General features: G+C 63.7%; 21 protein-coding genes and 1 riboswitch. Of the genes, 4 read left to right on the forward strand and 17 right to left on the reverse strand.

Features of this window, described 5'->3' with window-relative positions:
* Window positions 1-4: 4 nt before the first annotated feature.
* From ACK41V_RS10050 to ACK41V_RS10075, 6 genes are all read right to left on the reverse strand, one after another.
* Window positions 5-808, reverse strand: a complete 804-nt coding sequence (locus ACK41V_RS10050) for an ABC transporter ATP-binding protein (RefSeq protein ID WP_409781454.1) — start codon at window positions 806-808, stop codon at window positions 5-7.
* Window positions 805-1,839 (reverse strand): FecCD family ABC transporter permease, encoded by a 1,035-nt coding sequence (locus ACK41V_RS10055; protein ID WP_409781457.1) that lies wholly within the window; start codon window positions 1,837-1,839, stop codon window positions 805-807. The genes ACK41V_RS10050 and ACK41V_RS10055 overlap by 4 nt, the downstream gene beginning before the upstream one ends.
* Entirely contained in the window at window positions 1,836-2,738 is a 903-nt protein-coding gene (locus ACK41V_RS10060) for an ABC transporter substrate-binding protein (protein ID WP_409781459.1), read from the reverse strand. The genes ACK41V_RS10055 and ACK41V_RS10060 overlap by 4 nt, the downstream gene beginning before the upstream one ends.
* Window positions 2,738-3,340, reverse strand: coding sequence for a bifunctional adenosylcobinamide kinase/adenosylcobinamide-phosphate guanylyltransferase (locus tag ACK41V_RS10065; protein ID WP_409781462.1), 603 nt, complete (start codon window positions 3,338-3,340; stop codon window positions 2,738-2,740). The genes ACK41V_RS10060 and ACK41V_RS10065 overlap by 1 nt, the downstream gene beginning before the upstream one ends.
* Entirely contained in the window at window positions 3,337-4,707 is a 1,371-nt protein-coding gene (locus tag ACK41V_RS10070; RefSeq protein WP_409781465.1) for a cobyrinate a,c-diamide synthase, read from the reverse strand. Before ACK41V_RS10070 ends, ACK41V_RS10065 begins: the two co-directional genes overlap by 4 nt.
* A 265-nt stretch (window positions 4,708-4,972) precedes the next feature.
* Window positions 4,973-6,850, reverse strand: coding sequence for a TonB-dependent receptor domain-containing protein (locus tag ACK41V_RS10075; RefSeq protein ID WP_409781468.1), 1,878 nt, complete (start codon window positions 6,848-6,850; stop codon window positions 4,973-4,975).
* Between the two features lie 84 nt (window positions 6,851-6,934).
* Window positions 6,935-7,172: riboswitch (cobalamin riboswitch) on the reverse strand.
* A 36-nt stretch (window positions 7,173-7,208) separates the two neighbouring features.
* Here ACK41V_RS10075 and ACK41V_RS10080 point away from each other — a divergent pair.
* From ACK41V_RS10080 to ACK41V_RS10090, 3 genes are all read left to right on the forward strand, one after another.
* A complete protein-coding gene (locus ACK41V_RS10080; RefSeq protein WP_409781471.1) occupies window positions 7,209-7,433 on the forward strand; it encodes a DUF904 domain-containing protein in 225 nt (74 codons plus the stop codon).
* Window positions 7,430-7,795, forward strand: coding sequence for a cell division protein ZapA (locus ACK41V_RS10085; RefSeq protein WP_409781474.1), 366 nt, complete (start codon window positions 7,430-7,432; stop codon window positions 7,793-7,795). Before ACK41V_RS10080 ends, ACK41V_RS10085 begins: the two co-directional genes overlap by 4 nt.
* Window positions 7,796-8,244: 449 nt before the next feature.
* Window positions 8,245-9,060: a sulfite exporter TauE/SafE family protein gene (locus ACK41V_RS10090; protein ID WP_409781476.1), complete on the forward strand. Its 816-nt coding sequence runs from the start codon at window positions 8,245-8,247 to the stop codon at window positions 9,058-9,060.
* Between the two features lie 124 nt (window positions 9,061-9,184).
* On the opposite strand, the gene ACK41V_RS10095 is transcribed toward ACK41V_RS10090, so the two are convergent.
* The 4 genes from ACK41V_RS10095 to hemN form a co-directional block, all read right to left on the reverse strand.
* Window positions 9,185-11,629: an EAL domain-containing protein gene (locus ACK41V_RS10095; protein WP_409781479.1), complete on the reverse strand. Its 2,445-nt coding sequence runs from the start codon at window positions 11,627-11,629 to the stop codon at window positions 9,185-9,187.
* Window positions 11,626-12,924, reverse strand: a complete 1,299-nt coding sequence (locus ACK41V_RS10100; RefSeq protein WP_409781482.1) for an HD-GYP domain-containing protein — start codon at window positions 12,922-12,924, stop codon at window positions 11,626-11,628. Before ACK41V_RS10100 ends, ACK41V_RS10095 begins: the two co-directional genes overlap by 4 nt.
* A 215-nt stretch (window positions 12,925-13,139) precedes the next feature.
* Complete coding sequence (locus ACK41V_RS10105) at window positions 13,140-13,856, reverse strand: sulfite exporter TauE/SafE family protein (protein ID WP_409781485.1); 717 nt, start codon at window positions 13,854-13,856, stop codon at window positions 13,140-13,142.
* Between the two features lie 155 nt (window positions 13,857-14,011).
* Window positions 14,012-15,394, reverse strand: a complete 1,383-nt coding sequence (gene hemN / locus ACK41V_RS10110) for an oxygen-independent coproporphyrinogen III oxidase (protein WP_409781488.1) — start codon at window positions 15,392-15,394, stop codon at window positions 14,012-14,014.
* Window positions 15,395-15,583: 189 nt separating this feature from the next.
* On the opposite strand from hemN, the gene fnr reads away from it, so the two are divergent.
* Window positions 15,584-16,324: a fumarate/nitrate reduction transcriptional regulator Fnr gene (gene fnr / locus ACK41V_RS10115; RefSeq protein WP_409781560.1), complete on the forward strand. Its 741-nt coding sequence runs from the start codon at window positions 15,584-15,586 to the stop codon at window positions 16,322-16,324.
* A gap of 48 nt (window positions 16,325-16,372) precedes the next feature.
* Here the strand turns inward: fnr and ACK41V_RS10120 are convergent, their stop codons facing one another.
* From ACK41V_RS10120 to ccoN, 7 genes are all read right to left on the reverse strand, one after another.
* On the reverse strand, window positions 16,373-16,669 hold the full coding sequence (locus ACK41V_RS10120; protein WP_409781491.1) for a hypothetical protein: 297 nt from the start codon (window positions 16,667-16,669) through the stop codon (window positions 16,373-16,375).
* A gap of 176 nt (window positions 16,670-16,845) precedes the next feature.
* A complete protein-coding gene (locus ACK41V_RS10125) occupies window positions 16,846-17,118 on the reverse strand; it encodes a FixH family protein (RefSeq protein WP_409781494.1) in 273 nt (90 codons plus the stop codon).
* A gap of 78 nt (window positions 17,119-17,196) precedes the next feature.
* A complete protein-coding gene (gene ccoG / locus ACK41V_RS10130; RefSeq protein ID WP_409781497.1) occupies window positions 17,197-18,642 on the reverse strand; it encodes a cytochrome c oxidase accessory protein CcoG in 1,446 nt (481 codons plus the stop codon).
* 77 nt (window positions 18,643-18,719) lie between these two features.
* Window positions 18,720-19,637, reverse strand: coding sequence for a cytochrome-c oxidase, cbb3-type subunit III (gene ccoP, locus ACK41V_RS10135; protein ID WP_409781499.1), 918 nt, complete (start codon window positions 19,635-19,637; stop codon window positions 18,720-18,722).
* A gap of 24 nt (window positions 19,638-19,661) precedes the next feature.
* A complete protein-coding gene (locus tag ACK41V_RS10140; protein WP_015014811.1) occupies window positions 19,662-19,799 on the reverse strand; it encodes a CcoQ/FixQ family Cbb3-type cytochrome c oxidase assembly chaperone in 138 nt (45 codons plus the stop codon).
* A gap of 29 nt (window positions 19,800-19,828) precedes the next feature.
* Window positions 19,829-20,488, reverse strand: a complete 660-nt coding sequence (gene ccoO, locus ACK41V_RS10145; RefSeq protein ID WP_409781503.1) for a cytochrome-c oxidase, cbb3-type subunit II — start codon at window positions 20,486-20,488, stop codon at window positions 19,829-19,831.
* A 21-nt stretch (window positions 20,489-20,509) separates the two neighbouring features.
* Window positions 20,510-21,949, reverse strand: a complete 1,440-nt coding sequence (ccoN, locus tag ACK41V_RS10150; RefSeq protein ID WP_409781506.1) for a cytochrome-c oxidase, cbb3-type subunit I — start codon at window positions 21,947-21,949, stop codon at window positions 20,510-20,512.
* Window positions 21,950-21,965: the final 16 nt, after the last annotated feature.

Genomic DNA, 21,965 nt, shown 5'->3' on the forward strand with positions numbered 1-21,965 from the left:
TGGTTCACGCCGACTCATCGTGGCTCTTGCGCCGCAGCGATGGCAGCGCCATCCACATGCCGTCCAGATGCCGCACATGGATGCGGTGGTCAAACACGCTCTCCAGCGCGGCGTGGGTGGCGGGCGCATCGCAGGCGCCCTGGTGCAGCACGCGGCCCTGTGCCATCACCACCATGTCGTCGGCCTGCAGCGCCAGCGACACCTCGTGCAGCACGCTGACCACCGTGCCGCCCGCCTCCACCAGCGCGCGCATGGTGTGCAGCCAGTCGGTCTGGTGGGGTGGGTCGAGGTTGGCCAGGGGTTCATCCATCAGCAGCACCTGCGCCTGCACCGCGAGAGCCCGGGCCAGCAGCACACGCTGGCGCTCGCCGCCCGACAGTTGCGACAGCGGGCGGTGCCGCCAGTCCCAGGCCTGCGTGGTGCGCAGCGCCTGCTCGACGGCCGCGTGGTCGGCCGCACCCGGCGGGGCCAGCCAGGCCTGGTGCGGCAGACGGCCCAGCATGGCCACGTCGTAGCTCGTGAGGTCGTCGGCAGAGCCTTCGTTCTGCCCCAGCCAGGCGAGTTGCCGGGCACGTTCGCGCGCGGGGATCTGTGCCAGCGGGCGGCCCAGCAGCCGCACTTCACCCTGCACCGCAGCGCGCGGCAACAGGCCCGCCAGCACCTTGAGCAGGGTGGACTTGCCCGCACCATTGGGACCGACGATGCTGGTCCAGCGCCCAGCGGGCAATTGCAGTTCTATGCCTGGCAATATCAAGTGATTTCCGATGCTAGCGCTTATTCCATAAGCGCCAATAGCTATTAAATTCATAGTGCACCACCCTGCGACGTACGCCGGTGCATGAGCCACAGCAGGTAGGTGCCGCCCAGCGCCGCCGTGAGCACGCCCACCGGCAGCTCCTGCGGCGCCAGCAGCCAACGCGCCAGGATGTCGGCCGCCAGCAGCAGCACCGAGCCCATCAGGCTGGAGAGGACGATGTGCCGCTCGTGTGTCACCCGCACGATGGACCGCACCAGGTGCGGCGCGGCCAGACCCACAAACGCGATCAAACCTGTCTGCGCCACCGCAGTGCCGGTGGCCAGCGCCATGGCGGCCACCAGCCCCACGCGCATGGGCATGAGCGGCAGGCCCAGGCTGGCGGCCGTGGCCTCGCCCAGCGTGAGCCCGTCGAGCGCGCGTGCCAGCATCCAGGCGACCACCGAACACAATCCCCATGCCACCGCCATGAGCAGGCAGGCCGCCCAGCCCACGAAAGCAGTGCTACCCAGCGTGAAGGCTTGCATGGCCTGCAAGATGTCGGGCGAAGCCAGCTCCACCAGATCGCGCAGCGCGCCCAGCACCACGCCCACAATGACGCCCGCCAGCAGCAGCCGCAGCGTGTGCTGCACGCCCTTGGCGAGCAGCAGCGTGAGCACTACGGCCCCCGCCGCGCCCAAAAACGCCATGCCGGTGATACCAATGCGCGCCAGCCACTGCGCGGCCACCGGCGACACACCGAAAAGCGCCATGGCCACCGCCCCGCCCAGCGCCGCGCCCGAGGCGCTGCCCAGCAGGTACGGGTCGGCCAACGGGTTGCGAAACAGCCCCTGCGCCACCGCACCCGACAGGCCCAGCAACGCGCCCGCCAGCCAGGCACCCAGCGTGCGCGGCAGGCGGATGTCCCACACGATCTGCCAGGCCACGGGGTCGCCCCCCATGTGCAGCACGCTGTCAAAACCGGTGCTGCCCACGCCCACCCCGGTCAGCGCCAGCACCACGCTGGCCAGCAGCAGCCAGGCGCCGCACCATGCCGCGCGGCGGCGGGCGGAACCTGTTGGCAAATCCATGGCAACGCGGGTCATGGAGCTTTGTCTACCAGGCAGCGCGCCATGATGCGGGCGGCTTCGGCCATGCGGGGGCCGGGGCGCACCACCACGTCCGAATCACCGGGGCCAAACACGCACAGCCGGTTGTCGCGGATCGCACGCATGCTGGCCCAGCCGGGGTACGGCACCATGGCCTGCATGCTGCGGTTGCCGATCATGATGATGTCGGGATTGGCGCGGACCACGAACTCAGGGTTCAAGCGCGGAAATGGCCCGAGCGACGCTGGCACCACGTTGCGAACGCCCAGACGGATGAGCGACTCGCCGATGAACGAGGCCTCGCCCGCCGCATAGGGCCCACGGCTCACTTCGAAATACACGCGCGCATTTTTGGCCTTGGGCGGCAGCGATTGCGCCGCCGCCAACACGCCCGCATCGATCACACGCCAGAGGCGGTCAGAGCCCTGCGCGCGGGGCACGCCCAGCAGGTCGCTCACCGTGCCCAACACGCGGCGCACGTCCGCATGGGTTTTGGGCTCCAGTGCCACCACGGTCAGCCCCAGCGCCTCCAGGCGGTCGCTGGCGCGCGAGCTGACGGACAACAACACCACATCGGGCTTGAGGGCCACCACGGCCTCGATGCTGGGATCCAGCCCGCCACCCACCTTGGGCAGCTTGTCGATCACGGCTTCGGGCCAGTTGGAGTAGCGGTCTACCCCCACCAGACGATGGCATTGCTCCAGCTCGCACACGCTTTCGGTCAACGACGGCAACAGGCTGACGATGCGCTGCGGCGGCCGCGGCAGCGAGACGACGCGGCCCCGGTCGTCGGTGATCTGCACCGGTTGCGCTTGCGCCAGCCCCGCCATGAGCAGGCCCAGTACAACAAGAATCGCAATCACCCACAGGATGCGGCGCACGGGGGTTGGTTTCATCAGCACGGTTCTTTCAAAGTGAGGGGCAGCCCGGCTGCCATCAGCGTGACACGGGGGCACACCTGGGCGACTTGCTGGTTAAGCGTTCCCAGCGCATCCACAAAAGCGCGCACCTCGCGCCCCATCGGGATGACCCCCAGGCCAATTTCGTTGCCCACCAGAACAACGGGGCCAGGGGATTTCCGAACTGCTACCAAAAACATAGCTGCTTGCGCTTGCCAATCAAGCGCTAGAGCCTGTTTCTGCTTTAAATCCATGTCTTCACAGCCCATGGGCATGGTCCAGTGGGTGAGCCACAGCGTGAGGCAGTCCACCACCACCAACGTATGCGGCGTGCTGTGCAACGCCACGGCAGCGGCCACATCGTGCGGCTCTTCCACCGTTTGCAGCCCCGGCACCCGTTCCGCGCGGTCACGCTGGTGGCGGGCGATGCGCTCGCGCATCTCGTCGTCCCAGGCTTGCCCTGTGGCGATGAGCACGGCGCGGTGGTTGCTGGACTGCGCCAGCCAGTCGCGCGCCAGCAGCTCGGCGCGGCGCGACTTGCCGCTTTTCTGGCCGCCCAGGATGAGTTCGGTGGCGATGGAGTGCGGGGCCAGAGTCATGCCGAGACGCCTCTCAACAGATGCGCCACGGCCTCAGGGCTGGACGGGAACCACGCATGGAAGTAGCTGGCGTGGATGCTGCCCTGCTGGTAAAGCGCTTCACCCGCATCCGGCGTAACCGCCTCGTTCGGGCGGGCCGTGCGGGTCACCACAGGCGCATTGCTTTCGCTGGTGGAGTAATGGAAGGTGTGGCCGCGCAGGGTGTGCCCCGCCACCGCCAGTTGCTGCGGCCCGAGCGCAGCCAGGCGTTTCTGCATGGTCACACGACCGGGCAGCAGCCCCCACAGCGGGGCTGTGCTGCCATCGGCCAGGGTGATGGATTCGAACAGCGCCATCATGCCGCCGCACTCGGCCCACAGGGGTTTGCCTGCGGCGACATGGGCGCGCAGGCTGGCTTGCATGCCGGTGTTGGTGGCGATTTGCGGGGTGTGCAGCTCGGGGTAGCCGCCGGGCAGCCACACAGCATCGCAATGGGGCAGTGCGGCATCGTGCAGGGGCGAGAAGAACTCCACGCGTGCGCCCATCTGTTCGAGGCATTGCACATTGGCGGCATAGATGAAGCAGAACGCCGCATCGCGCCCTACCGCCACCGTGCGGCCCACCAGCAGGGGCGGCACGGCCTCTGCCACGGCGGGTGCCGGAAAGTCCACGGCCCAGCGCTGCAGGTCGTCCAACGTCATTTGGCCCAAGGGCGTAGCCGCCAGCGCGTCGGCCGCAGCGTCCAGCCGCTCCCGGCTGTCGCCCAGCTCGTGCGCGGCCACCAGGCCCAGATGGCGCTCAGGCAGCAGCGCTGCACCGGCCTTGCCTGCTGTGGGCGCATTGCTCGTGGGCTGCACCCGCATCAGCGCCCCCATCCAGTCGTCAGCATCTTGCAGGCCACCCTGCAGCATGTCGGCATGGCGCGCACTGCCTACGCGGTTGGCCAGCACGCCCGCCCAAGGCAGACCGGAGCGGTAGTGGCGCAGGCCAAACGCCAGCGCGCCAAAGGTACCCGCCATGGCCGAGGCATCAACCACCGCGAGCACAGGCACACCAAAGTGCTGCGCCAAGTCCGCAGCGCTCGGGGTGCCGTCAAACAGGCCCATCACACCTTCAATCAGGATCAGGTCCGAAGACTGCGCAGCGTCATGCAGGCGCTGGGCGCAATCCGCCTCGCCCGTCATCCACAGGTCGAGTTGGTGCACCGGGGCGCCACTGGCCAGTTGGTGCCAGTGCGGGTCCAGAAAGTCCGGCCCACACTTGAACACCCGCACCCGTCGACCCTGGCGCGCATGCAACCGCGCCAGGGCCGCGGTGACGGTGGTCTTTCCCTGGCCCGATGCCGGGGCAGCGATCAGGATCGCTGGGCAACGTGCTGGGGCGACCATTCTTCTTCCTCTCTACCTCTCTCTGAAACCAAATGCGGCGCCCACGGTGTCCGCTGAGATGACACGCAGTGCGGGAGCGTGGGGGCCAAGCCGAGCAGCGCCGGGCCGCCCCAAGCTGCGAGCGCCCCCTTGGGGGGCAGCGACGACACGCAGTGCGGGAGCGTGGGGGCCCAGTTTCTCCGCCGGGCCGCCCCAAGGAGAAACCCAGCCCCCTCGGGGGGCAGCGACGACACGCAGTGCGGGAGCGTAGGGGCCATCAGGCCTTTCACTGCGGCGCCCACTTCACCCCGACATACGCAACGCGTCCAGGGGTCGCGTAGGTGCGGGCCGTCTCGTAGTGTTTGTCGACCAGGTTGTCGATGCGCGCCACCAGCGTGAAGTCGCGGGCGATGCGGGTGCTGGCATACAGGTTGACCAACGTGTAGCCGCCCAGCGTGAGCGTATTGGCGTCGTTGTCAAAGCGGCGGCCCGAGGCTTGCACCTCGGTTCCCACCGTCCAGCCCGCCACCTGGGTGTCCGCGCCAAAAGTGGCGTGGCGCGTGGCACGGCGACGCAGCTGCTTGCCGGTATCCAGATCGCGCGGGCGCTGGAAGTCCATGGAGCCGCGCAACTGCACTGCACCCACACGGTACGAACCCGCGAGCGTCACGCCTTTGTATTCGGCCCGCGCGGTGTTCGTGTAGCAACCGAAGGTCGATGGGCAGGGGCCGGGAGCACCGAACGTGATCAGGTCCTGCACGCGGTTGCGGTAGGCCGTGGCCGAGAAGCTGCTGCTGCCTTCCGCCCAGCGCAGGCCCACTTCAACGTTGCGGCTGCTCTCGGGGTTGAGTGAACCCGTGCCGTATTCGCTGAAACGGTGGTACAGCGTGGGCGCGCGGAACGCGGTGCCCACCGAGGCGGTGGCACGCCACCGCGGCGCAAAGGCGTAGCCGTAGGCCAGGCTGCCAGTGCCTTTGCCGCCGAATTCGCTGTCAGAGTCATGGCGCACATTGGCTTGCAGCGTGTGGCCGCCTGCGCTGTAGCCGTAGCCCAGCGCAATGGCGTCTTGCGATCGCGTGCGGTCGATGGGGGCGTTTTCCAGATTGTCTTCACGGCGCTCCAGCGCGGCCGTCAACAGGTGCGCGCCCTGGCGCCATTCGTTCTGGAACAGGTAGCCGCGCAGGTGCGTGTCGCTCAGATAGATGGAGGGTTTGGTTTCGTACTTGTCGCGCGAATCCGTGATCTGCAAGCGGGTCTTGTACGCCGTGGTCCACTGCGCCTGCCAGTTCAGGCCCAGCGCATGCAGCTTGTGCAGGTTGCGGTCGTCGTTGACCGGGCTGGTGTCGTATCCACTTTCCATGTCGTTGACAAGCAGCGTTCCCTCCAGGCGGTGCGTGGCGTTGATCTGCAGGCCCACCCGTGCGTTCGCCGAGGTGCTTTCGTATCCATCGCGGTCAGGGTTGGCCGTGGCGGTGGTGCGGGCATTGAAGCCTTTGCTCTGCTCGCGTGCAATGCCAAACGCATAGTCAATGGTGCCGCTGGCACCGCTCACTCCGGCTTCTGCCTTGTAAGTGCCATGGCTGCCAATGCCCACTCCCACATAGGGCGCAATACCGCGCTCGCCACGTTTGGTGAAGATCTGCACCACGCCGCCCATGGCGTCCGAGCCATACACCGCACCGGCCGGGCCGCGCAGCACTTCAATGCGGTCGATCAATGCCAGCGGAATCGACTCCCACGCCGCACCGCCAGTGGACTGCGAGTCCATGCGCACGCCGTCGATATAAACAGCCGTGAAGCGAGATTCCGCGCCCCGCAAAAACACGCTGGTGGTAGTGCCGGGGCCGCCGTTGCGCGAGATCTCGATACCGGGCACACGTGCCAGCACATCGGCCAGGCCGGTGGCCCCGCTGGTCTCGATGGTTTCGCGGTCGAGCACCGTCACATCAGCCACCAGGTCCGACAGCGGCTGGGGCGTGCGGGTGGCGGTCACCACGGTTTCAGCCAGGGAAGGAGCGCGCAGGTTTTGCGCCAGTTGCACGGGGGCGGAGGCATCGGCCTGCTGCGCGTGCGCGGCACAGGCGGTCACCACGGCAAAAGCACCCAAGGCGGGACGCAGGAACAGCGGCGCAACAAGGCGCGCACGAGAGGTACGGATTTTCATGGGGATCATCGTCAACAAACAAACCCGAGCTGGCCTCCCCGCCAGCAAATGGGTGATACGGCCGAGTCCACCCAAAAAATGGGCGCACGCAACCACCGTGTTGGCCGGTATCCGGGCTGGCGGAACACCCCCCAATGCCTTCCCATGCGCTTGTTCAAGGCGCTCAGTGGCGTATGGATGGAGAGAGAATCGGATGATTCGTCCGCTGACCGTTGCGGGGGCAGCGCAGGCTGGGGGCACCATGTGTGGTGGCTCCTCCCTGCTTCCCGTTGAACTGCGGCATGTGAACCACACCGCGAGCACCAACAGCGGGATTTTACGACCGTTTACAACACGCAACCCTACAATCGACGGCTGTATGGCAACACCGTCCACTACCGACCAGATCGCCGAGCGCGTCGAACGCCTCCTGTTGCGCCACGCTGAGCTGCAGCGCACCAATGCGTTGTTGACCGACCAGGTGGCCGCACTGACGCACGAGCGTGACTCTCTCAAATCGCGCCTCAGCGCGGCACGCGCACGTGTCGATGCCCTGCTTGAGCGCCTCCCCGCCGCCGCGCCGATCACGAAGGAAACCGAATGAAGCAAATCGAGGTGCAGATCCTGCAGCAAAGCTACCTGCTGACCTGCCCCGAAGGCCACGAGAGCCGCTTGCTCGACGCCGTGGAGCGCGTGGACACCGCAATGACGCGCATCCGCGATGGTGGCAAGGTCCGCGCCCGCGAACGCATTGCGGTGCTGGCAGCCCTGAACCTTGCGTTTGAAATCGCAGACCGCGAGGCTGCAGACCTTGCAGCCGGTGCCGCGGCCTCGCGCGCCACCCCAGCCGTTGGCGCCAAAACCCACGAACAAGAATCCTTGTTGCCCGACGGCGACAACCAGCGCCTGCAAACGCTGGTGGAGCGCCTGGACCAAGCACTGGGCGACGACGGTCGGCTGTTGTAAGACCTGCTTGAAGAACGGAACGGGCTCAGTTCACGTTCTGATGTCGACCCTGGCAGCACATGTCCGGCGCAGGTTCAGCCGACGTAAAACGCTGCATGGACTTACGGTCTTTACATGCCCCCGCAACTGCAGCCAACGCCACGAGCGCCTACAATCAAGTCGTCTGCGGTGCCGCCGGGCTTTATATTTCCTTGAACCAATGCTCAACGAGCTCGGGCTTGGTATATCGCCTTGGCGAGCGTGATCATCTCGCGTTAGATGAACCCAACGCTAGGCTGCCCTCGCCCACCTGAACCCCCGGTTCAGGATGAGGGCCCGGTGGCATTCGCAGACACCTTCTTTTCCCATGCCCCTGTCACCGTTTTCATTGACCGCCACCGCACCGACAGGGCGCATCGCGCCTCCCCTCGCCGTCTCCCGTTTCATTTCCTTCTCTTTTTCTTCGCGCCATGCTGGACCCTCTTCTGATCGTTGAACTCGGTGTGCTCGGGCTTGCCACGGGCTTTCTGGCTGGTTTGCTGGGCATTGGCGGTGGCATGCTGCTGGTGCCGTTCATGACCTACATCCTGGGTAGCCAGCAGGTGGCGCCTGATCTGGCGGTGAAGATGGCCATCGCGACCTCCATGGCCACCATCATGTTCACGTCCATCTCCAGCGTGCGCGCGCACCACAAGCGCGGCGCGGTGCAGTGGGACATCGTCAAGCGACTGGCCCCCGGCATCGTTCTGGGCGGCATCATTGCCAGCCTGGGGGTGTTTGCGTTGCTCAAGGGGTCGTTTCTGGCCATTTTCTTTGGGCTGTTCGTCAGCTTCTCGGCCACGCAAATGTTTTTGGACAAAAAGCCTGCGCCTGCGCGCCAGATGCCTGGCGGTGCGGGCCAGGTAGCGGCGGGTGGTGTGATCGGATTTTTGTCAGGACTGGTGGGCGCTGGCGGGGGTTTTGTGAGCGTGCCCTTCATGACCTGGTGCAACGTGCCCATTCACTATGCAGTGGCCACCAGTGCTGCACTCGGGTTTCCGATTGCGCTGGCGAACGTGGTGGGCTACGTGATCAGCGGACAGAACGTGGCCAATTTGCCCCCTGCATCGCTGGGCTATATCTGGCTGCCCGCGCTTGCGGTGATCGCCACCTGCAGCGTACTGACCGCTCCACTGGGCGCCAAGGCAGCGCACAGCTTGCCAGTCAAACAACTCAAGCGGGTGTTCGCCACCTTGCTGTTCGGACTTGCCGCCTACATGCTGTGGAAGGGTGTCACGGCAGCCTGAGGGTGATTGGCTGATTGAGTGGTGGATCAGCGAATGCATCGCTTTGCTGCACATCGCTGCGGGGGCAGCTCTCCAGGCAGCGGAATTATGAGCGGATCGCCCAGCGCTCACGCTCACATCTGCGTCAGGTTTTCAACGGACTGCGTTTGCCCTGAGCCTTCAACGGCAACGGCTTATTGAGCAAGGCCCGAAACGCTTCGGCCGGCAATCCTGGCGCACACAAAAACCCCTGATAGTGATCACACTGCATGGTTTGCAGCACGGCCTGTTGGGTCTCCGTTTCGACACCTTCGGCCACCACCTCGATGTGCATGGCACGACCGATGCTGATGATGGCGCTCACGATGGCGCGGTCGCCCTCGTCGTCGGGCAGGCCGCGCACAAACGACTGGTCGATCTTGAGCTTGTGGATCGGCAGCTTCTTGAGGTAGGCCAGGCTTGAATACCCCGTGCCGAAATCGTCGATGGCCAGGCCAATGCCCAGGTCTGCCAACACGCGCACCCGCTGCTCCATCTCCTGCGCGTCCTGCAACAAAATGGTTTCCGTTAACTCCAGCTCCAACAGCGTAGGTGGCAACTGGTGCACGGCCAGCAGCCTGGTGATGCGCTCCACAAAATCGGGCTGCCTAAACTCCAGTGCCGACACGTTGACTGAGATCATGATGGGCGTGCCGCTGTGCATCCACACGGCCGCCTCCCGCACGGATTGCTCCATCACCCAGGCGCCCAGGGTGACGATGTAGCCCGACTCCTCGGCCAGCGGAATGAACTGGGCAGGCGATACCGCACCAAACTCCGGATCGGTCCAGCGAATCAGGGCCTCGGCGCCGGTGATGCGCCCGGTCGCCATGTTGACCTGGGGCTGGTAGTGCACGGCCATGCGATGCAAGCCCAGCGCCTGCCGCATTGCATGCTCCATCTGCATGCGTGAAAGCAGGTTCGCGTTCATCTGCGGCTGATAGAAGCCATAGCTGCCACGACCCCGCTCCTTCACCCGGTACATGGCGGTATCGGCTTGCTTGATCAGATCATCGAGCGTGGCACCGTCCTGCGGGTACAGCGCCATGCCGATGCTGCACTGAATAGAGAACCCCATGCTGTCGAGCGTGAAGGGCTTGAGCATGTCGTCCAGAATGCGGCGCGCGACGCTTTCGGCCACCACCGCATCGCCGCCATGCAGGTAGATGACAAACTCATCCCCCCCTAGTCGACACAACATGTCGGTCTGGCGCAGGCAGGTTTGCAGGCGCTCTGCCACCAGTTGCAGCACGCGGTCACCAAACGGGTGACCGAGCGAATCGTTGATGATCTTGAACCGGTCCAGATCCAGAAAGAGGATCGCAAAACCCGTGTCGCTCTGGCGCGCGCCCTGAATGGCCGTGTCCACGCGCTGCGACAACAGCAGGCGATTGGGCAGGCCCGTCAGCACGTCGCTGTAGGCCAGTTCTTCGATGCGTTTTTGCGCGGCATGTTGCAGGGTGAGGTCGCGCATGAAGCCGATGCTCTGCACCAGACGCCCTTCGTCGTCTCGCAAAGCCACCCACGACAACTGCACCGCGCAATAGGCGCCGTTATCGCGCGGCAACCAAAGTTCGCCTTCCCAAAAACCGTCATCGGCCCAACCTTGCAGCACCTGCTCCATGAAGGTGGCATCGGAGCCGCCCCCAAACAATGAGGCGGCCATGCAGCCTTCAAACGCCTTGGCAGAGGGCCCCACCAAGCGCTCGCACCCCGGGTTCATGCGCAGCACGCGGTGCTGGCTGTCGGCGATGAATATGGCATCCAGGCTGGACTCGAACACGCGGGCCGCCAAGCGCAGGCTGGCTTGTATCTCGGTCTGGCGTGTGACGTCGCGGTACGAATACACGCGCCCCACGGGCCGTCCCTGGCTGAACTGCGGCACGGTGCGCATCTCAAGCACCACGCCGCTGCGCAATTCGATGATGTCCGTGCTCTCCTGCATGGGCTCGCGAGCGATAGCGGCCAAGCGGTCTGCATAGTGGCGCGCATCCACGACCTGGCTGGCCATGTGCGCATAAACCGCAGCGTCATCGCGCTCCAGCAGCCTTTCGCGCGGGATGTTCCACAACTGCGCCAGCCGCTGATTGAAGGCGCGCACTTGGTTGTCCAGGCTGCACACCAGCATCCCGTCGGCCGCGGAATCCAATGTGGCCCGCAGTTCGGACAGCAGCGTTTCCAGTTCGCGCTCGGTGGCGTCCTGCACGCTGCGGTCCAGCATGGTGACCATGAAAACGGTGCCCGCGTCTGCGCCTGTCGGCACACGGGTGACACGCCGCTCGACCGGCACCAGCACACCATCGGCGCGCAGCAGGCTGGTGTGCGAATGGATGCCCGCTGCCACCACGTCTGCGGGCTCCCCCCAGAACGCCTGGTCCTGCGGCGTGGCAGCCAGAGTGAACACGGGTACGCCCACCATCGCGGCAAGCGGCAGTCCTGCCAGGCACTGGGCGGATTCGTTGGCGTGCAGGATGACCAGACTGCCTTCATCGACCAGCCAAACCGCTTCCAGCAGTCCGTCAAGCCACGCGTGGGGTTGCCTATCGGTCACGCATCCGCCTCTTCAGGACCCGGATTGACGGCTCGCTCAAAAAAGTAGCAGATGCGTTGCCGAGGAGAGAGATAGTCGAGCGCATCGCGCGGCAACTGAGCAGGCTTGAGGCTGCGCCGGATGCCCAGCTCCGGCATGGTTTCCAGGTCCAGAATCGGTGCTTCGTCCTTGGGAACCCGCGAGTCGTGAACGATGACCTTGGGGCGCAAGGGGCGCGATGAGTTGACCGACGCAACGATGGCATACCGGTCATTGACCAATTGCACGATGGAACCGGGCGGATACACCCCCATCATGCGGATGAAAGCACCCAGCACCACAGAATCAAACCGCGCTTTCAGCTGCGCAAAAATGACGGACAAGGCCTCATGGGGCGTCAACGCATCCACCCCGTTGGCGGGGTTGCACATGCGGTCATAGCGGTTGACCAACGCAAGCACCTGGCTATTGCGGCTGAGAGCAGGCCCCTTCAGCCGCAGAGGGAAACCACTGCCATCCGCCATCTCATGGTGTTGCGCGATGGCGGTGAGCACTGCGTCCGTCAGCCCCATGCGCATGGCAAACGCCACCGACTCGCCCACATGCGTCTCATACCGGGACCGTTCCATCGGAATCATCGAAGGCGTGGGTTGCCTCAGATTGGGCGGCAGCTTGAGTTTGCCCAGGTCGTGGATCAGCGCCGAGACGCCCAGGTCATGCAACTCGGCGCTCTTCATGCCCAAAGAGCGGCCCAGCAACAGGGAGATCACCATCACATTGATGGGGTGCAAGGCGTTGCGCTCGCCCACCCCTTCAGACAGCAGCCGGATGACGGAATCGCCGTTTTCGAGCAATTCAGACACACAGCCCGAAACCAGGGCATCGCCTTTGGTTCGCGCCTGGTCGGGGTGCTCAGACACCGCGCGCTCCAGAGACTGGTATTGCCGGGTGGCCTCGGTAAACCGTTGATTGCAGGCGGCCAGAGACCGGTTCTGGGCCTCCAGCAGTTCGCGCCTGCGCACGGCTTCGTGGTCGACCGCAGCGGCAACGCTGGGCGCATCCAGCCCGTTAGACACCGGCGCCACCATCTCCGGCACGCTCCAGGCGGCAGGGACCAGTTCTTTCAGATCCGGATCACTTTTCTTGGGGACATAGCGCACCTCGGTCAACCCAAGCTCTCGCAGGGTTGCGATCTGCTCAAGCGACGCCACCCTGAAGCTGCTCACCGGGAACGGGTGGTGCATCCAGCCCACATCGAGCTGGATGAACATGCCGACACGCAGTTGGCTGATGTCGATGAGGATGGAGGAGTTCACTTCGGGCGGACACGTAACATGGAGACTTCAATGCCACCAATGGTTACACAGATTATCCCCAGTTCCAGAGGCTTCTCCGTGAAGCGCCCGGGACACCGCGGCGGCCAGGCAACACTTGCGTGACATTTTCCGCAGCGCACCACGATGCCCTGTCAGGGCAAGCCCCTAGCCCGTTGCATTCCCCCTACGCGCCGCAATGGCCTCAGGCCTGCTGGCTAACGGCACCAGAGCGACGGCTTGTAGATCAGGTCAAACCACAGGGCCCAAACCGCCACGGCACACAGCAAACCACCCGCCACCCGGGTGCCCCATTGCGCGCGGGCGGCATCAAGGCGGCCTTTGAGGCGGCTCCATGCCCACGGGCCGCTGACCAGCCACACGCCGCTGCCGACACCGAACAAAGCCATCGTCAACGCCCCTTCCATCGGGCCGCCGCTCAGGGCCGCGACCAACAAGGCCGAATACAGAAGGCCACACGGCATCAACGCCCACAGAAAACCAGCCACCAGCACACCGGCCGGTGCGCCAACCAGGGGACGCACGCGGCCCCACACCGCCCGCCCCGCCTGCTCGACCCAGGCAGGCTGGCGCGACTGGATCAGCATCATCAAACCCCAGGCCATCATGGCCACATGCATCAAGGTCCACACAGGGCGCAAGGCGGTGGTTTGCTGCGTGAGCCACGCCAGGCTGTCCATGGCCAAGGCTGCGAGGGCGCCCGCAGCGGCATACCCCGCCAGGCGACCGGCATGAAACGCCGCCGTCCGGCGGACCACACCACCGCGCGGCACCCAGTACACGGTCTGCTCTGCACCTTGCCCTGCACTACCCTGCCCCGTCAAGGCGCCGCAGGGTGCTGCACACATGACCAGGCAGTGGGCGCCTCCAGCGAGTCCCATCAGCAAAGCCGTCGAGGCGAGTGCTACCAGCATGGGTGAAGTTGGGTTTGGGGTGGGTGTATCAAAAAATATAGCTACTAGCGCTAGTATTTATTGGGTTTCAATATAAAAACAGCCTAAAGTCCTTATATATCAGGCGCTACGTGCTATTAATTTATTAGCATGCTTACCCACAAGGTCCACCCCGGTCAAATGATGCGCGAAAACCGCGCCCGGTTGCGATCTGCCTGCAGGTAGCGGTCAAACACCATGGCGATGCCGCGCACAAAGAACCAGCCGGTGGCGGTCACTTCGATGCCCTCATCGCCCACCCGCACCAAGCCCTGCTCCGCCATGGCTTCCAGCTGTTCAAGTTCTGCAGAAAAATAGTGGCGAAAGTCGATCAGCCAGGCCTGCTCCATCGGCTCGAACAAAAGCTCGCCCTGGCACATCAACGCCATGATGGCCGCCCGGCGCACCAGGTCATCGCGCGTAAGGGCCAAACCGCGCACCACGGGCAAACGCCCCTGGTCCAAAAAGTCGTAATACTCGTCCAGCGTCTTGGCGTTCTGGCTGTAAGTGGCGCCCACGCGCCCAATGGCCGACACCCCCAGGCCAATCAAATCGCAGTCTGGCTGGGTGCTGTACCCCTGAAAATTGCGGTGCAGGCGCCCCTGGCGCTTGGCCACGGCCAGTGCATCGGTGGGCAGCGCAAAGTGGTCCATGCCGACATACACATAGCCCGCCTCCATGAAGGCGTCCAGCGAGCGCGACAGCATCGACACCTTGCCAGAGGCGGTGGGCAACTCTGCCGAGATGATGCGCCGCTGGGGCTTGAACCGCTCTGGCAAATGGGCGTACGCATACAGCGCAATGCGATCTGGCCGAAGCTGCACCACCTGGGCCAGCGTGCGGTCAAACGACTCCGGCGTCTGCCGCGGCAAGCCGTAGATCAGGTCCACATTGATCGACTCAAACCCCAGCGACCGCGCTGACTCCACCAAGGCAAAAACCTGCTCGGCAGGCTGTACGCGGTGCACGGCTTTTTGCACCTCTGCATCAAAGTCCTGCACGCCAAAGCTCAACCGGTTAAAACCCAACTCGGCCAGCAAAGCCAGACGATCGGGGTTGACGGTGCGTGGGTCCACTTCAATCGAATATTCGCCGCCGGGAGCCAGCGTGAAGCTGCGCTGCAGCATGACCATCAGCTCACGCAAGCCCGCATCCGACAGAAACGTGGGGGTGCCGCCCCCCAGGTGCAACTGGCTCACCACCTGCCCGGTTCCGCAATGGGCAGTGTGCAGATCAATCTCACGGCTGAGATAGCGCAGATACACCTCCGCGCGGTCATGGTGCTTGGTGATGATCTTGTTACAGGCGCAGTAGTAGCACAGCGATTCGCAAAACGGAATGTGCACGTACAGCGACAAAGGCAGCGCCTTGGCGGTGGTGCCCAGGCGGCGCTGCTGCAGTGCCAGCACATAGTCATCCTGTCCAAACGCTTCCACAAACCGGTCAGCCGTGGGGTAGGAGGTGTAGCGGGGGCCTGGCACGTCAAAACGGCGCAGAAGATCAGGAGAAACAGCGGTCATGGGCAAATGTCCTTGCATGCGTACCGACTGTGCCGTAGGCTCCCTCTACTGTCCTTGATCCACATCAAGTGATGGCGCGGACCGAACGGCGACAATTTGATTCACATCATTCGCTATTCCGCAGCCCGGGGCGCCAGCGCTCTGACCATCGGGCGCGATCTGCTCGAAACCCAACCTGCCCACGCGCCCATGACCTCGCTCACCCCTGTTACCCCTCTCACCATCAAAGTCGCCTGCTCCAACTGCAACCTGCGCGAGTTGTGCATGCCCGTGGGCCTGAACGACGACCAGCTGCAGCGCATCGACGAGATCGTGGCCGTGCGCCGCAAGATCAAGCGGGGCGGTACGCTGTTTCGCAACGGTGAAACCTTTACCTCGCTCTACGCGATTCGCACGGGGTTTTTCAAGACCTGTGTCGCCACTGAAGACGGGCGCGATCAGGTCACGGGCTTTCAGATGGCCGGCGAAATCATTGGCCTGGACGGCATCGTGAACGACCACCACACCTGCGACGCCATTGCGCTCGAAGACGCCGAAGTCTGCGTGATGCCGTTTGACCGCATCGAAGAACTTTCGCGCGAAGTGACCGCGCTGCAGCACCATGTGCACAAGATCATGAGCCGCGAGATCGTGCGCGAGCACGGCGTGATGCTTTTGCTGGGCAGCATGCGCGCCGAAGAACGCCTCGCGGCGTTCCTGCTCAACCTGGTGCAGCGACTGCATGCGCGCGGTTTTTCACAATCAGAACTGGTGCTGCGCATGACCCGCGAAGAAATTGGCAGCTACCTGGGGCTCAAGCTGGAAACCGTGAGCCGCACGTTCTCCAAGTTCGTGGAAGAAGGCATCGTCGAAGTCAAGCAACGCCACGTGCGCATCCTGGAAACCGATGCGCTGAAACGCATCGTGAACAGCCAGCAAACCTGCCACTGAGCCAGAAGAAAAATGCCCCGGCAGCCCGTGCGAGCTGCTGGGGATTTTTTATGGGCAGGACGGATGGGTATTGCGGCAATCGTCCGGACGCTCCCCATCAGGCACTGGGCACCGGTTCACCTCAAAGGGCGACATCGCCAGCAGCGTCGTCAGCGCACTGGTGGCCATGGTGATCGCCCAGAACACAAAAAACGCCAGCGTGTAGACGCCCTGGCGTGACAGCGCCAGCGGCTGGCCAAACCAGTGCAGATCCTCTGGATCGACCATGGCAAACACCAGCATCTCCAATACGCCCGCCATCAAAAAGGCGGGCCATGCAATCCACATCAGACGTTGCGTCCACATAGGGGGAGTCTCCTTGTACGGCTTGCAGCACGGTGCTGTCGGCCAAGTGGGGTGGTTCGCGGGACTTGGAGTAGCGAACAAAACTCAGTGAAGCGTTTCTGGCGGGCCGCGCAGGAACTACGGACAGCCCACCGAGAAGCGGCAGCGAAGCCAAAAGAGTTAGGTGCCGCTCATGGTCAACGAGGTTGGTCTTGCGCCGGGGTGGCGGCGTGGTTGCGGCCTTTGACGGCCGGAGCCATGCTCTTTTCCGGGTTCTCCAAGGTTTTGTTGATCTCGATGCCCTGGCGGTAATAGTCCTCCGCCACCACGGGGTCTGGCCGAGAAATTGCGAGCCAGAGAGTGACAAAGCCCGCAACGACCACGATGGCGGGGCCGGAGATGATCAGCCACACATGGCCGAATTTCCACCACGGTGCGGACGGTGTCTCAATGGCGGGGGTCGATGGCATGGTGTGTACTCCTCAAAAAATTAAGCATTCAAACTCTTTGCAACAGGGGCCCAAAAGGCGGCGTTCCACGGGGTGCGCTTACCGCGGCACCAGAAATACCGACTTCTCGGACACATGGGCGGCAGTGCCCAAGGCCTCCACATCAAACTGCACCGCGTGCGAGCCCGGCGTGGCCGAGCCATACGGAATCTGCAACCGCACGGCCACCCACCGAGACTCAGCGGCGCCAATGTCTACCTCCGTCTCCGAGGCGACTTCCAGCCCCTGCAAACCCCGGCCGCTGATGCGATAGCGCTGCGGGCCTTCGGTGGCGTTCATGATCTGCAGGCGGTAGATGTTCTCCAGCTTGCCCCCGGCCACGATGCGAGACAAGGCCGCGCGGTCGCGCACCACATCCACCTTGAGCGGCGTGCGGGTGACCAAACTGGCCAGCATGGCCACACACAAAGCCACCAGCACGGCGCTGTAAATCAACACACGGGGCCGCAGCACGCGCCGCAGTATCTGCGACTGGCTCCAGCGCTGGGCGACAGCGTTTTGCGTCGAAAACCGGATGAGCCCTTTCGGGTAGTGCATCTTGTCCATCACGGTGTCACACGCGTCCACGCACAAGCCACAACCAATGCACTCGTACTGCAGGCCTTTGCGGATATCGATGCCCACGGGGCAGACCTGCACACACAGCGTGCAGTCAATGCAGTCGCCCAGGCCTTTGGCTTTGTAGTCGACCGACTTGTTGCGCGGGCCCCGGGGCTCTCCGCGCTCCACGTCGTAGGTCACGATCAGTGTGTCCTTGTCGAACATGGCGCTCTGAAAACGGGCGTAGGGGCACATGTACTTGCACACCTGTTCGCGCATGTAGCCCGCATTGCCATAGGTGGCAAAACCGTAGAACAGCACCCAGAAGATCTGCCAGCCGCCTTGCCAGGCCAGCAGCTCACCGCCCAGTTCGCGGATGGGGACGAAGTAGCCCACAAAGGTGAAGCCTGTCCAGAAGGCTACGGCCAGCCATGCGATCTGCTTGAAGAACTTCTTGCGTACTTTCTCCAACGTCCAAGGGCCTTTGTCCAGCCGCAGCCGGGCACTGCGATCGCCTTCGATCTTGTGCTCGATCCACATGAACATTTCGGTATAGACCGTCTGCGGGCAGGCAAACCCACACCACAACCGCCCTGCCACTGCGGTAAACAAAAACAGCGACAGCGCCGAAATGATCAGCAAACCCGTCAGGTAGATGAAATCCTGCGGATACAGCACCAGCCCAAAGATATAAAACCGCCGAGCCCCCAGGTCGAACAGCACCATCTGGCGCTGGCCCCATTCCAGCCACGGCAGCCCGTAAAACACCAGTTGCGTGAGAAACACCATGCCCCAGCGCCAGCGGGCAAACAGCCCGCTGATAGACCGTGGATAGATCTTCTTTTGCGCCTCGTACAAAGAAACGATTTCGCCTTCGGAGGAGGCGTCGGACGCAACCGCCGCAATCGGAATGACCTTGCGAGCGGGCTCGCTGGGTGGCTTCATGGTGGTGTCGATTCGTTGTGCTGGATGGGGACTTTTTCAACGGGGCCGTGGGCGATCATCGAACGCCGCCCCGGACCTCAGCGCGCAGCCGCCTGCTTGCCGTTAGAGAGGCCCCAGACGTACGCTGCCAACACGCCAATCTGCGCTTCGGTCAGCTTGTCGGCCTGAGCGGGCATTTCATTGACTTTGCCGTTGTTGATGATCGCGGCAATGGCCGTCTCGCCCCAGCCGTGCAGCCAGATGTCATCCGTCAGGTTGGGCGCGCCCAGCGCATGGTTGCCCTTGCCGTCCATGCCATGGCAGGCTGCACAGGCCGTGAACTTAGACTTGCCCAGCGAAGCACGCAGCGAGTCGTGCGGACTGCCCGAGAGGCTTAGCACATAGTGCGACAGGTTGCGCACGTCTTCTGGCGAACCCACAGCAGCCGCCATGGGCGGCATGTTGCCGATGCGGCCTTTCTCCAGCGTCTCGCGGATCTTGTCAGGGGCGCCACCGTGCAGCCAATCACCGTCGGCCAGATTCGGAAAGCCCTTGCTGCCGCGTGCGTCAGACCCATGGCACTGCGCGCAGTTGTTCATGAACAGGCGCTCGCCAATGGCGTGGGCTTGCGGGTCCACCGCAATGTCTTCGGGCTTCATAGAGGCAAAGCGCGCGTACAGCGGCTCCAGCTCGGTCTTGGCTTTGGCCATTTCGGCTTCGTATTCGCCCTTCTGGGTCCAGTTCAGCTTACCCGTGAAGGTGCCCAGACCCGGGTAGGCAGCCAGGTAGCCCAGGCCAAAAATGATGGTGATGACAAACAGCCACACCCACCAGCGCGGCAGCGGGTTGTTCATCTCCACCAGGTCTTCGTCCCAGACGTGGCCTGTGGTGTTGTCAGCGTTGGCGACGACCTTCTTGCGGCCTGCCAACCACAGCAGAATGCCGCAGGCAATGATGCCGCCCAGGGTCAGCGTGGTCACAAAGACCGACCAGAAATTGCTGGTGAAGTCACTCATGGGGTGTTCTCATTCTTAGGAAGATCAATCTGTCTCGAAAGGCAGCTGCGCTGCCTCGTCGAACCGGGCCTTGTTGCGGCCCCGGTAGGCCCACACCCAGATGCCGATGAAGCAGGCCATTGAAGCCAGCGTGGCCACGATGCGCATGGTGGTGATGTCCATGGGATATCTCCTGTGTTGCTTGGGTGGGCTTACTTGAGCGCGCGGCCCATGACTTGCAGGTAAGCGATGAGCGCATCCATTTCGGTCTTGCCCTTCACGTCGGCAGGCGCCGCAGCAATCTGCTCGTCGGTGTACGGCACGCCGACCATGCGCAGCGCCTTCATGCGGGGAGCGACATCCGTGGGGTCCACCAGGTTCTTTTCAAGCCAGGGGTAAGCGGGCATGTTCGACTCTGGCACCACATCGCGGGGGTTGTTCAGGTGGATGCGATGCCATTCATCGCTGTACTTGCCACCCACGCGGTGCAGATCGGGGCCTGTGCGCTTGCTGCCCCACTGGAAGGGGTGGTCATACACAAACTCGCCCGCCACCGAATAGTGGCCATAGCGCAGCGTTTCGGCGCGGAAGGGGCGGATCATCTGCGAGTGGCAGTTGTAGCAACCCTCGCGGATGTACACGTCGCGGCCGATCAGCTGCACCGAGGTGTAGGGCTCCACACCCTCGACGGCCTCTGTGGTGGACTTCTGGAAGAACAGCGGCACGATCTCTACCAGGCCTCCAATGGCGATCACCAGCAGGATCAGCACGATCATCAGGAAGTTGTTGGTCTCCACCTTTTCATGGGTGAAGCCGGTTGAACCGGCGGAACCGGCGGAACCGGTAGAAGCAGATGGTTTGTTGTCAGACATGGGTTATCTCTCCTTCGGGGCTCAGGCGTGGGCCGCGTTCACCGCGGGAATAGCCACCTTGACCGAGCGACCCGAGATCGCCGTCACCCACACGTTCCAGGCCATCACGATCATTCCGCCCAGATACAACAGGCCACCGGCCACGCGGATCACGTAGAACGGATAGGTCGCCTTGACGCTTTCGACAAAGGTGTAGGTCAGCGTGCCGTCGGGGTTGATGGCGCGCCACATCAGGCCCTGCATCACACCGGCGATCCACATGGCGGCGATGTACAGCACGATGCCGATGGTGGCCATCCAGAAGTGCAGCTCAATCGCCTTGATGGAGTGCATCTTGTCCTTGCCGAACAGGCGCGGCACGAGGTAATACAGCGAGCCCATGGTGATCAAACCCACCCAGCCCAGAGCCCCCGAATGCACGTGGCCCACCGTCCAGTCGGTGTAATGGCTCAGCGCGTTGACGGTCTTGATGGACATCATCGGACCTTCGAACGTGGACATGCCATAGAACGACAGCGACACGATCAAAAAGCGCAGGATGGGGTCGTCGCGCAGCTTGTGCCAGGCACCCGACAGGGTCATCACGCCGTTGATCATCCCGCCCCAGCTGGGCGCCAGCAGGATCAGCGAGAACACCATGCCCACTGATTGCGTCCAGTCGGGCAGAGCGGTGTAGTGCAGGTGGTGGGGGCCCGCCCACATGTAGGTGAAGATCAGCGCCCAGAAGTGGACGATGGACAGCCGATAGCTGTACACAGGACGGCCAGCCTGCTTGGGGATGAAGTAATACATCATGCCCAGGAAGCCCGCCGTCAGCAGAAAGCCCACGGCGTTGTGGCCATACCACCACTGCACCATGGCATCCTGCACACCGGCGTAGGCCGAATAGCTCTTCAGAAAACTTGCGGGGATCGCCGCGCCGTTGACGATGTGCAGCAACGCGATGGCCAGGATGTACGCGCCAAAGAACCAATTGGCCACGTAGATGTGCTTGACCTTGCGCATGCCGACGGTGCCGAAGAACACGATGGCGTAGCACACCCAGACCAGCGTGATCAGAACGTCGATGGGCCATTCGAGCTCGGCGTATTCCTTGCCCTGGGTGTAACCCAGCGGCAGGCTGACCACTGCAGCCAGGATGACCGCCTGCCACCCCCAGAACGTGAACGACGCCAGCGGCCCCGCGAACAGCCGGACCTGGCAAGTCCGCTGCACCACGTAATAGCTGGTGGCAAACAACGCGCTGCCGCCAAAGGCGAAAATCACCGCGTTGGTGTGCAACGGGCGCAGGCGCCCATAACTCAGCCAGGGAATGCCAAAGTTGAGTTCAGGCCAAGCCAGCTGGGCGGCGATAAAGACGCCCACCAGCATGCCCACCACCCCCCACACCACGGCCATGATCGAGAACTGCCGCACCACTGTGTCGTTGTAGTGCGCAGCATTTGTTTTTGCTAGATCCATCGGGCACCTCGTTGTA

Origin of the sequence: Acidovorax sp., from assembly GCF_046291265.1 — a bacterium.
Classification (GTDB): Bacteria; Pseudomonadota; Gammaproteobacteria; order Burkholderiales; family Burkholderiaceae_C; genus Acidovorax.

Excerpts from the sequence above, each read along its gene's own strand:
- ACK41V_RS10050 (WP_409781454.1), bottom strand. The coding sequence starts at position 808 with ATGAATTTAATAGCTATTGGCGCTTATGGAATAAGCGCTAGCATCGGA.
- ACK41V_RS10055 (WP_409781457.1), bottom strand. The coding sequence starts at position 1,839 with ATGACCCGCGTTGCCATGGATTTGCCAACAGGTTCCGCCCGCCGCCGC.
- ACK41V_RS10060 (WP_409781459.1), bottom strand. The coding sequence starts at position 2,738 with ATGAAACCAACCCCCGTGCGCCGCATCCTGTGGGTGATTGCGATTCTT.
- ACK41V_RS10065 (WP_409781462.1), bottom strand. The coding sequence starts at position 3,340 with ATGACTCTGGCCCCGCACTCCATCGCCACCGAACTCATCCTGGGCGGC.
- ACK41V_RS10070 (WP_409781465.1), bottom strand. The coding sequence starts at position 4,707 with ATGGTCGCCCCAGCACGTTGCCCAGCGATCCTGATCGCTGCCCCGGCA.
- ACK41V_RS10075 (WP_409781468.1), bottom strand. The coding sequence starts at position 6,850 with ATGAAAATCCGTACCTCTCGTGCGCGCCTTGTTGCGCCGCTGTTCCTG.
- ACK41V_RS10080 (WP_409781471.1), top strand. The coding sequence starts at position 7,209 with ATGGCAACACCGTCCACTACCGACCAGATCGCCGAGCGCGTCGAACGC.
- ACK41V_RS10085 (WP_409781474.1), top strand. The coding sequence starts at position 7,430 with ATGAAGCAAATCGAGGTGCAGATCCTGCAGCAAAGCTACCTGCTGACC.
- ACK41V_RS10090 (WP_409781476.1), top strand. The coding sequence starts at position 8,245 with ATGCTGGACCCTCTTCTGATCGTTGAACTCGGTGTGCTCGGGCTTGCC.
- ACK41V_RS10105 (WP_409781485.1), bottom strand. The coding sequence starts at position 13,856 with ATGCTGGTAGCACTCGCCTCGACGGCTTTGCTGATGGGACTCGCTGGA.
- hemN (WP_409781488.1), bottom strand. The coding sequence starts at position 15,394 with ATGACCGCTGTTTCTCCTGATCTTCTGCGCCGTTTTGACGTGCCAGGC.
- fnr (WP_409781560.1), top strand. The coding sequence starts at position 15,584 with ATGACCTCGCTCACCCCTGTTACCCCTCTCACCATCAAAGTCGCCTGC.
- ACK41V_RS10120 (WP_409781491.1), bottom strand. The coding sequence starts at position 16,669 with ATGTGGACGCAACGTCTGATGTGGATTGCATGGCCCGCCTTTTTGATG.
- ACK41V_RS10125 (WP_409781494.1), bottom strand. The coding sequence starts at position 17,118 with ATGCCATCGACCCCCGCCATTGAGACACCGTCCGCACCGTGGTGGAAA.
- ccoG (WP_409781497.1), bottom strand. The coding sequence starts at position 18,642 with ATGAAGCCACCCAGCGAGCCCGCTCGCAAGGTCATTCCGATTGCGGCG.
- ccoP (WP_409781499.1), bottom strand. The coding sequence starts at position 19,637 with ATGAGTGACTTCACCAGCAATTTCTGGTCGGTCTTTGTGACCACGCTG.
- ACK41V_RS10140 (WP_015014811.1), bottom strand. The coding sequence starts at position 19,799 with ATGGACATCACCACCATGCGCATCGTGGCCACGCTGGCTTCAATGGCC.
- ccoO (WP_409781503.1), bottom strand. The coding sequence starts at position 20,488 with ATGTCTGACAACAAACCATCTGCTTCTACCGGTTCCGCCGGTTCCGCC.
- ccoN (WP_409781506.1), bottom strand. The coding sequence starts at position 21,949 with ATGGATCTAGCAAAAACAAATGCTGCGCACTACAACGACACAGTGGTG.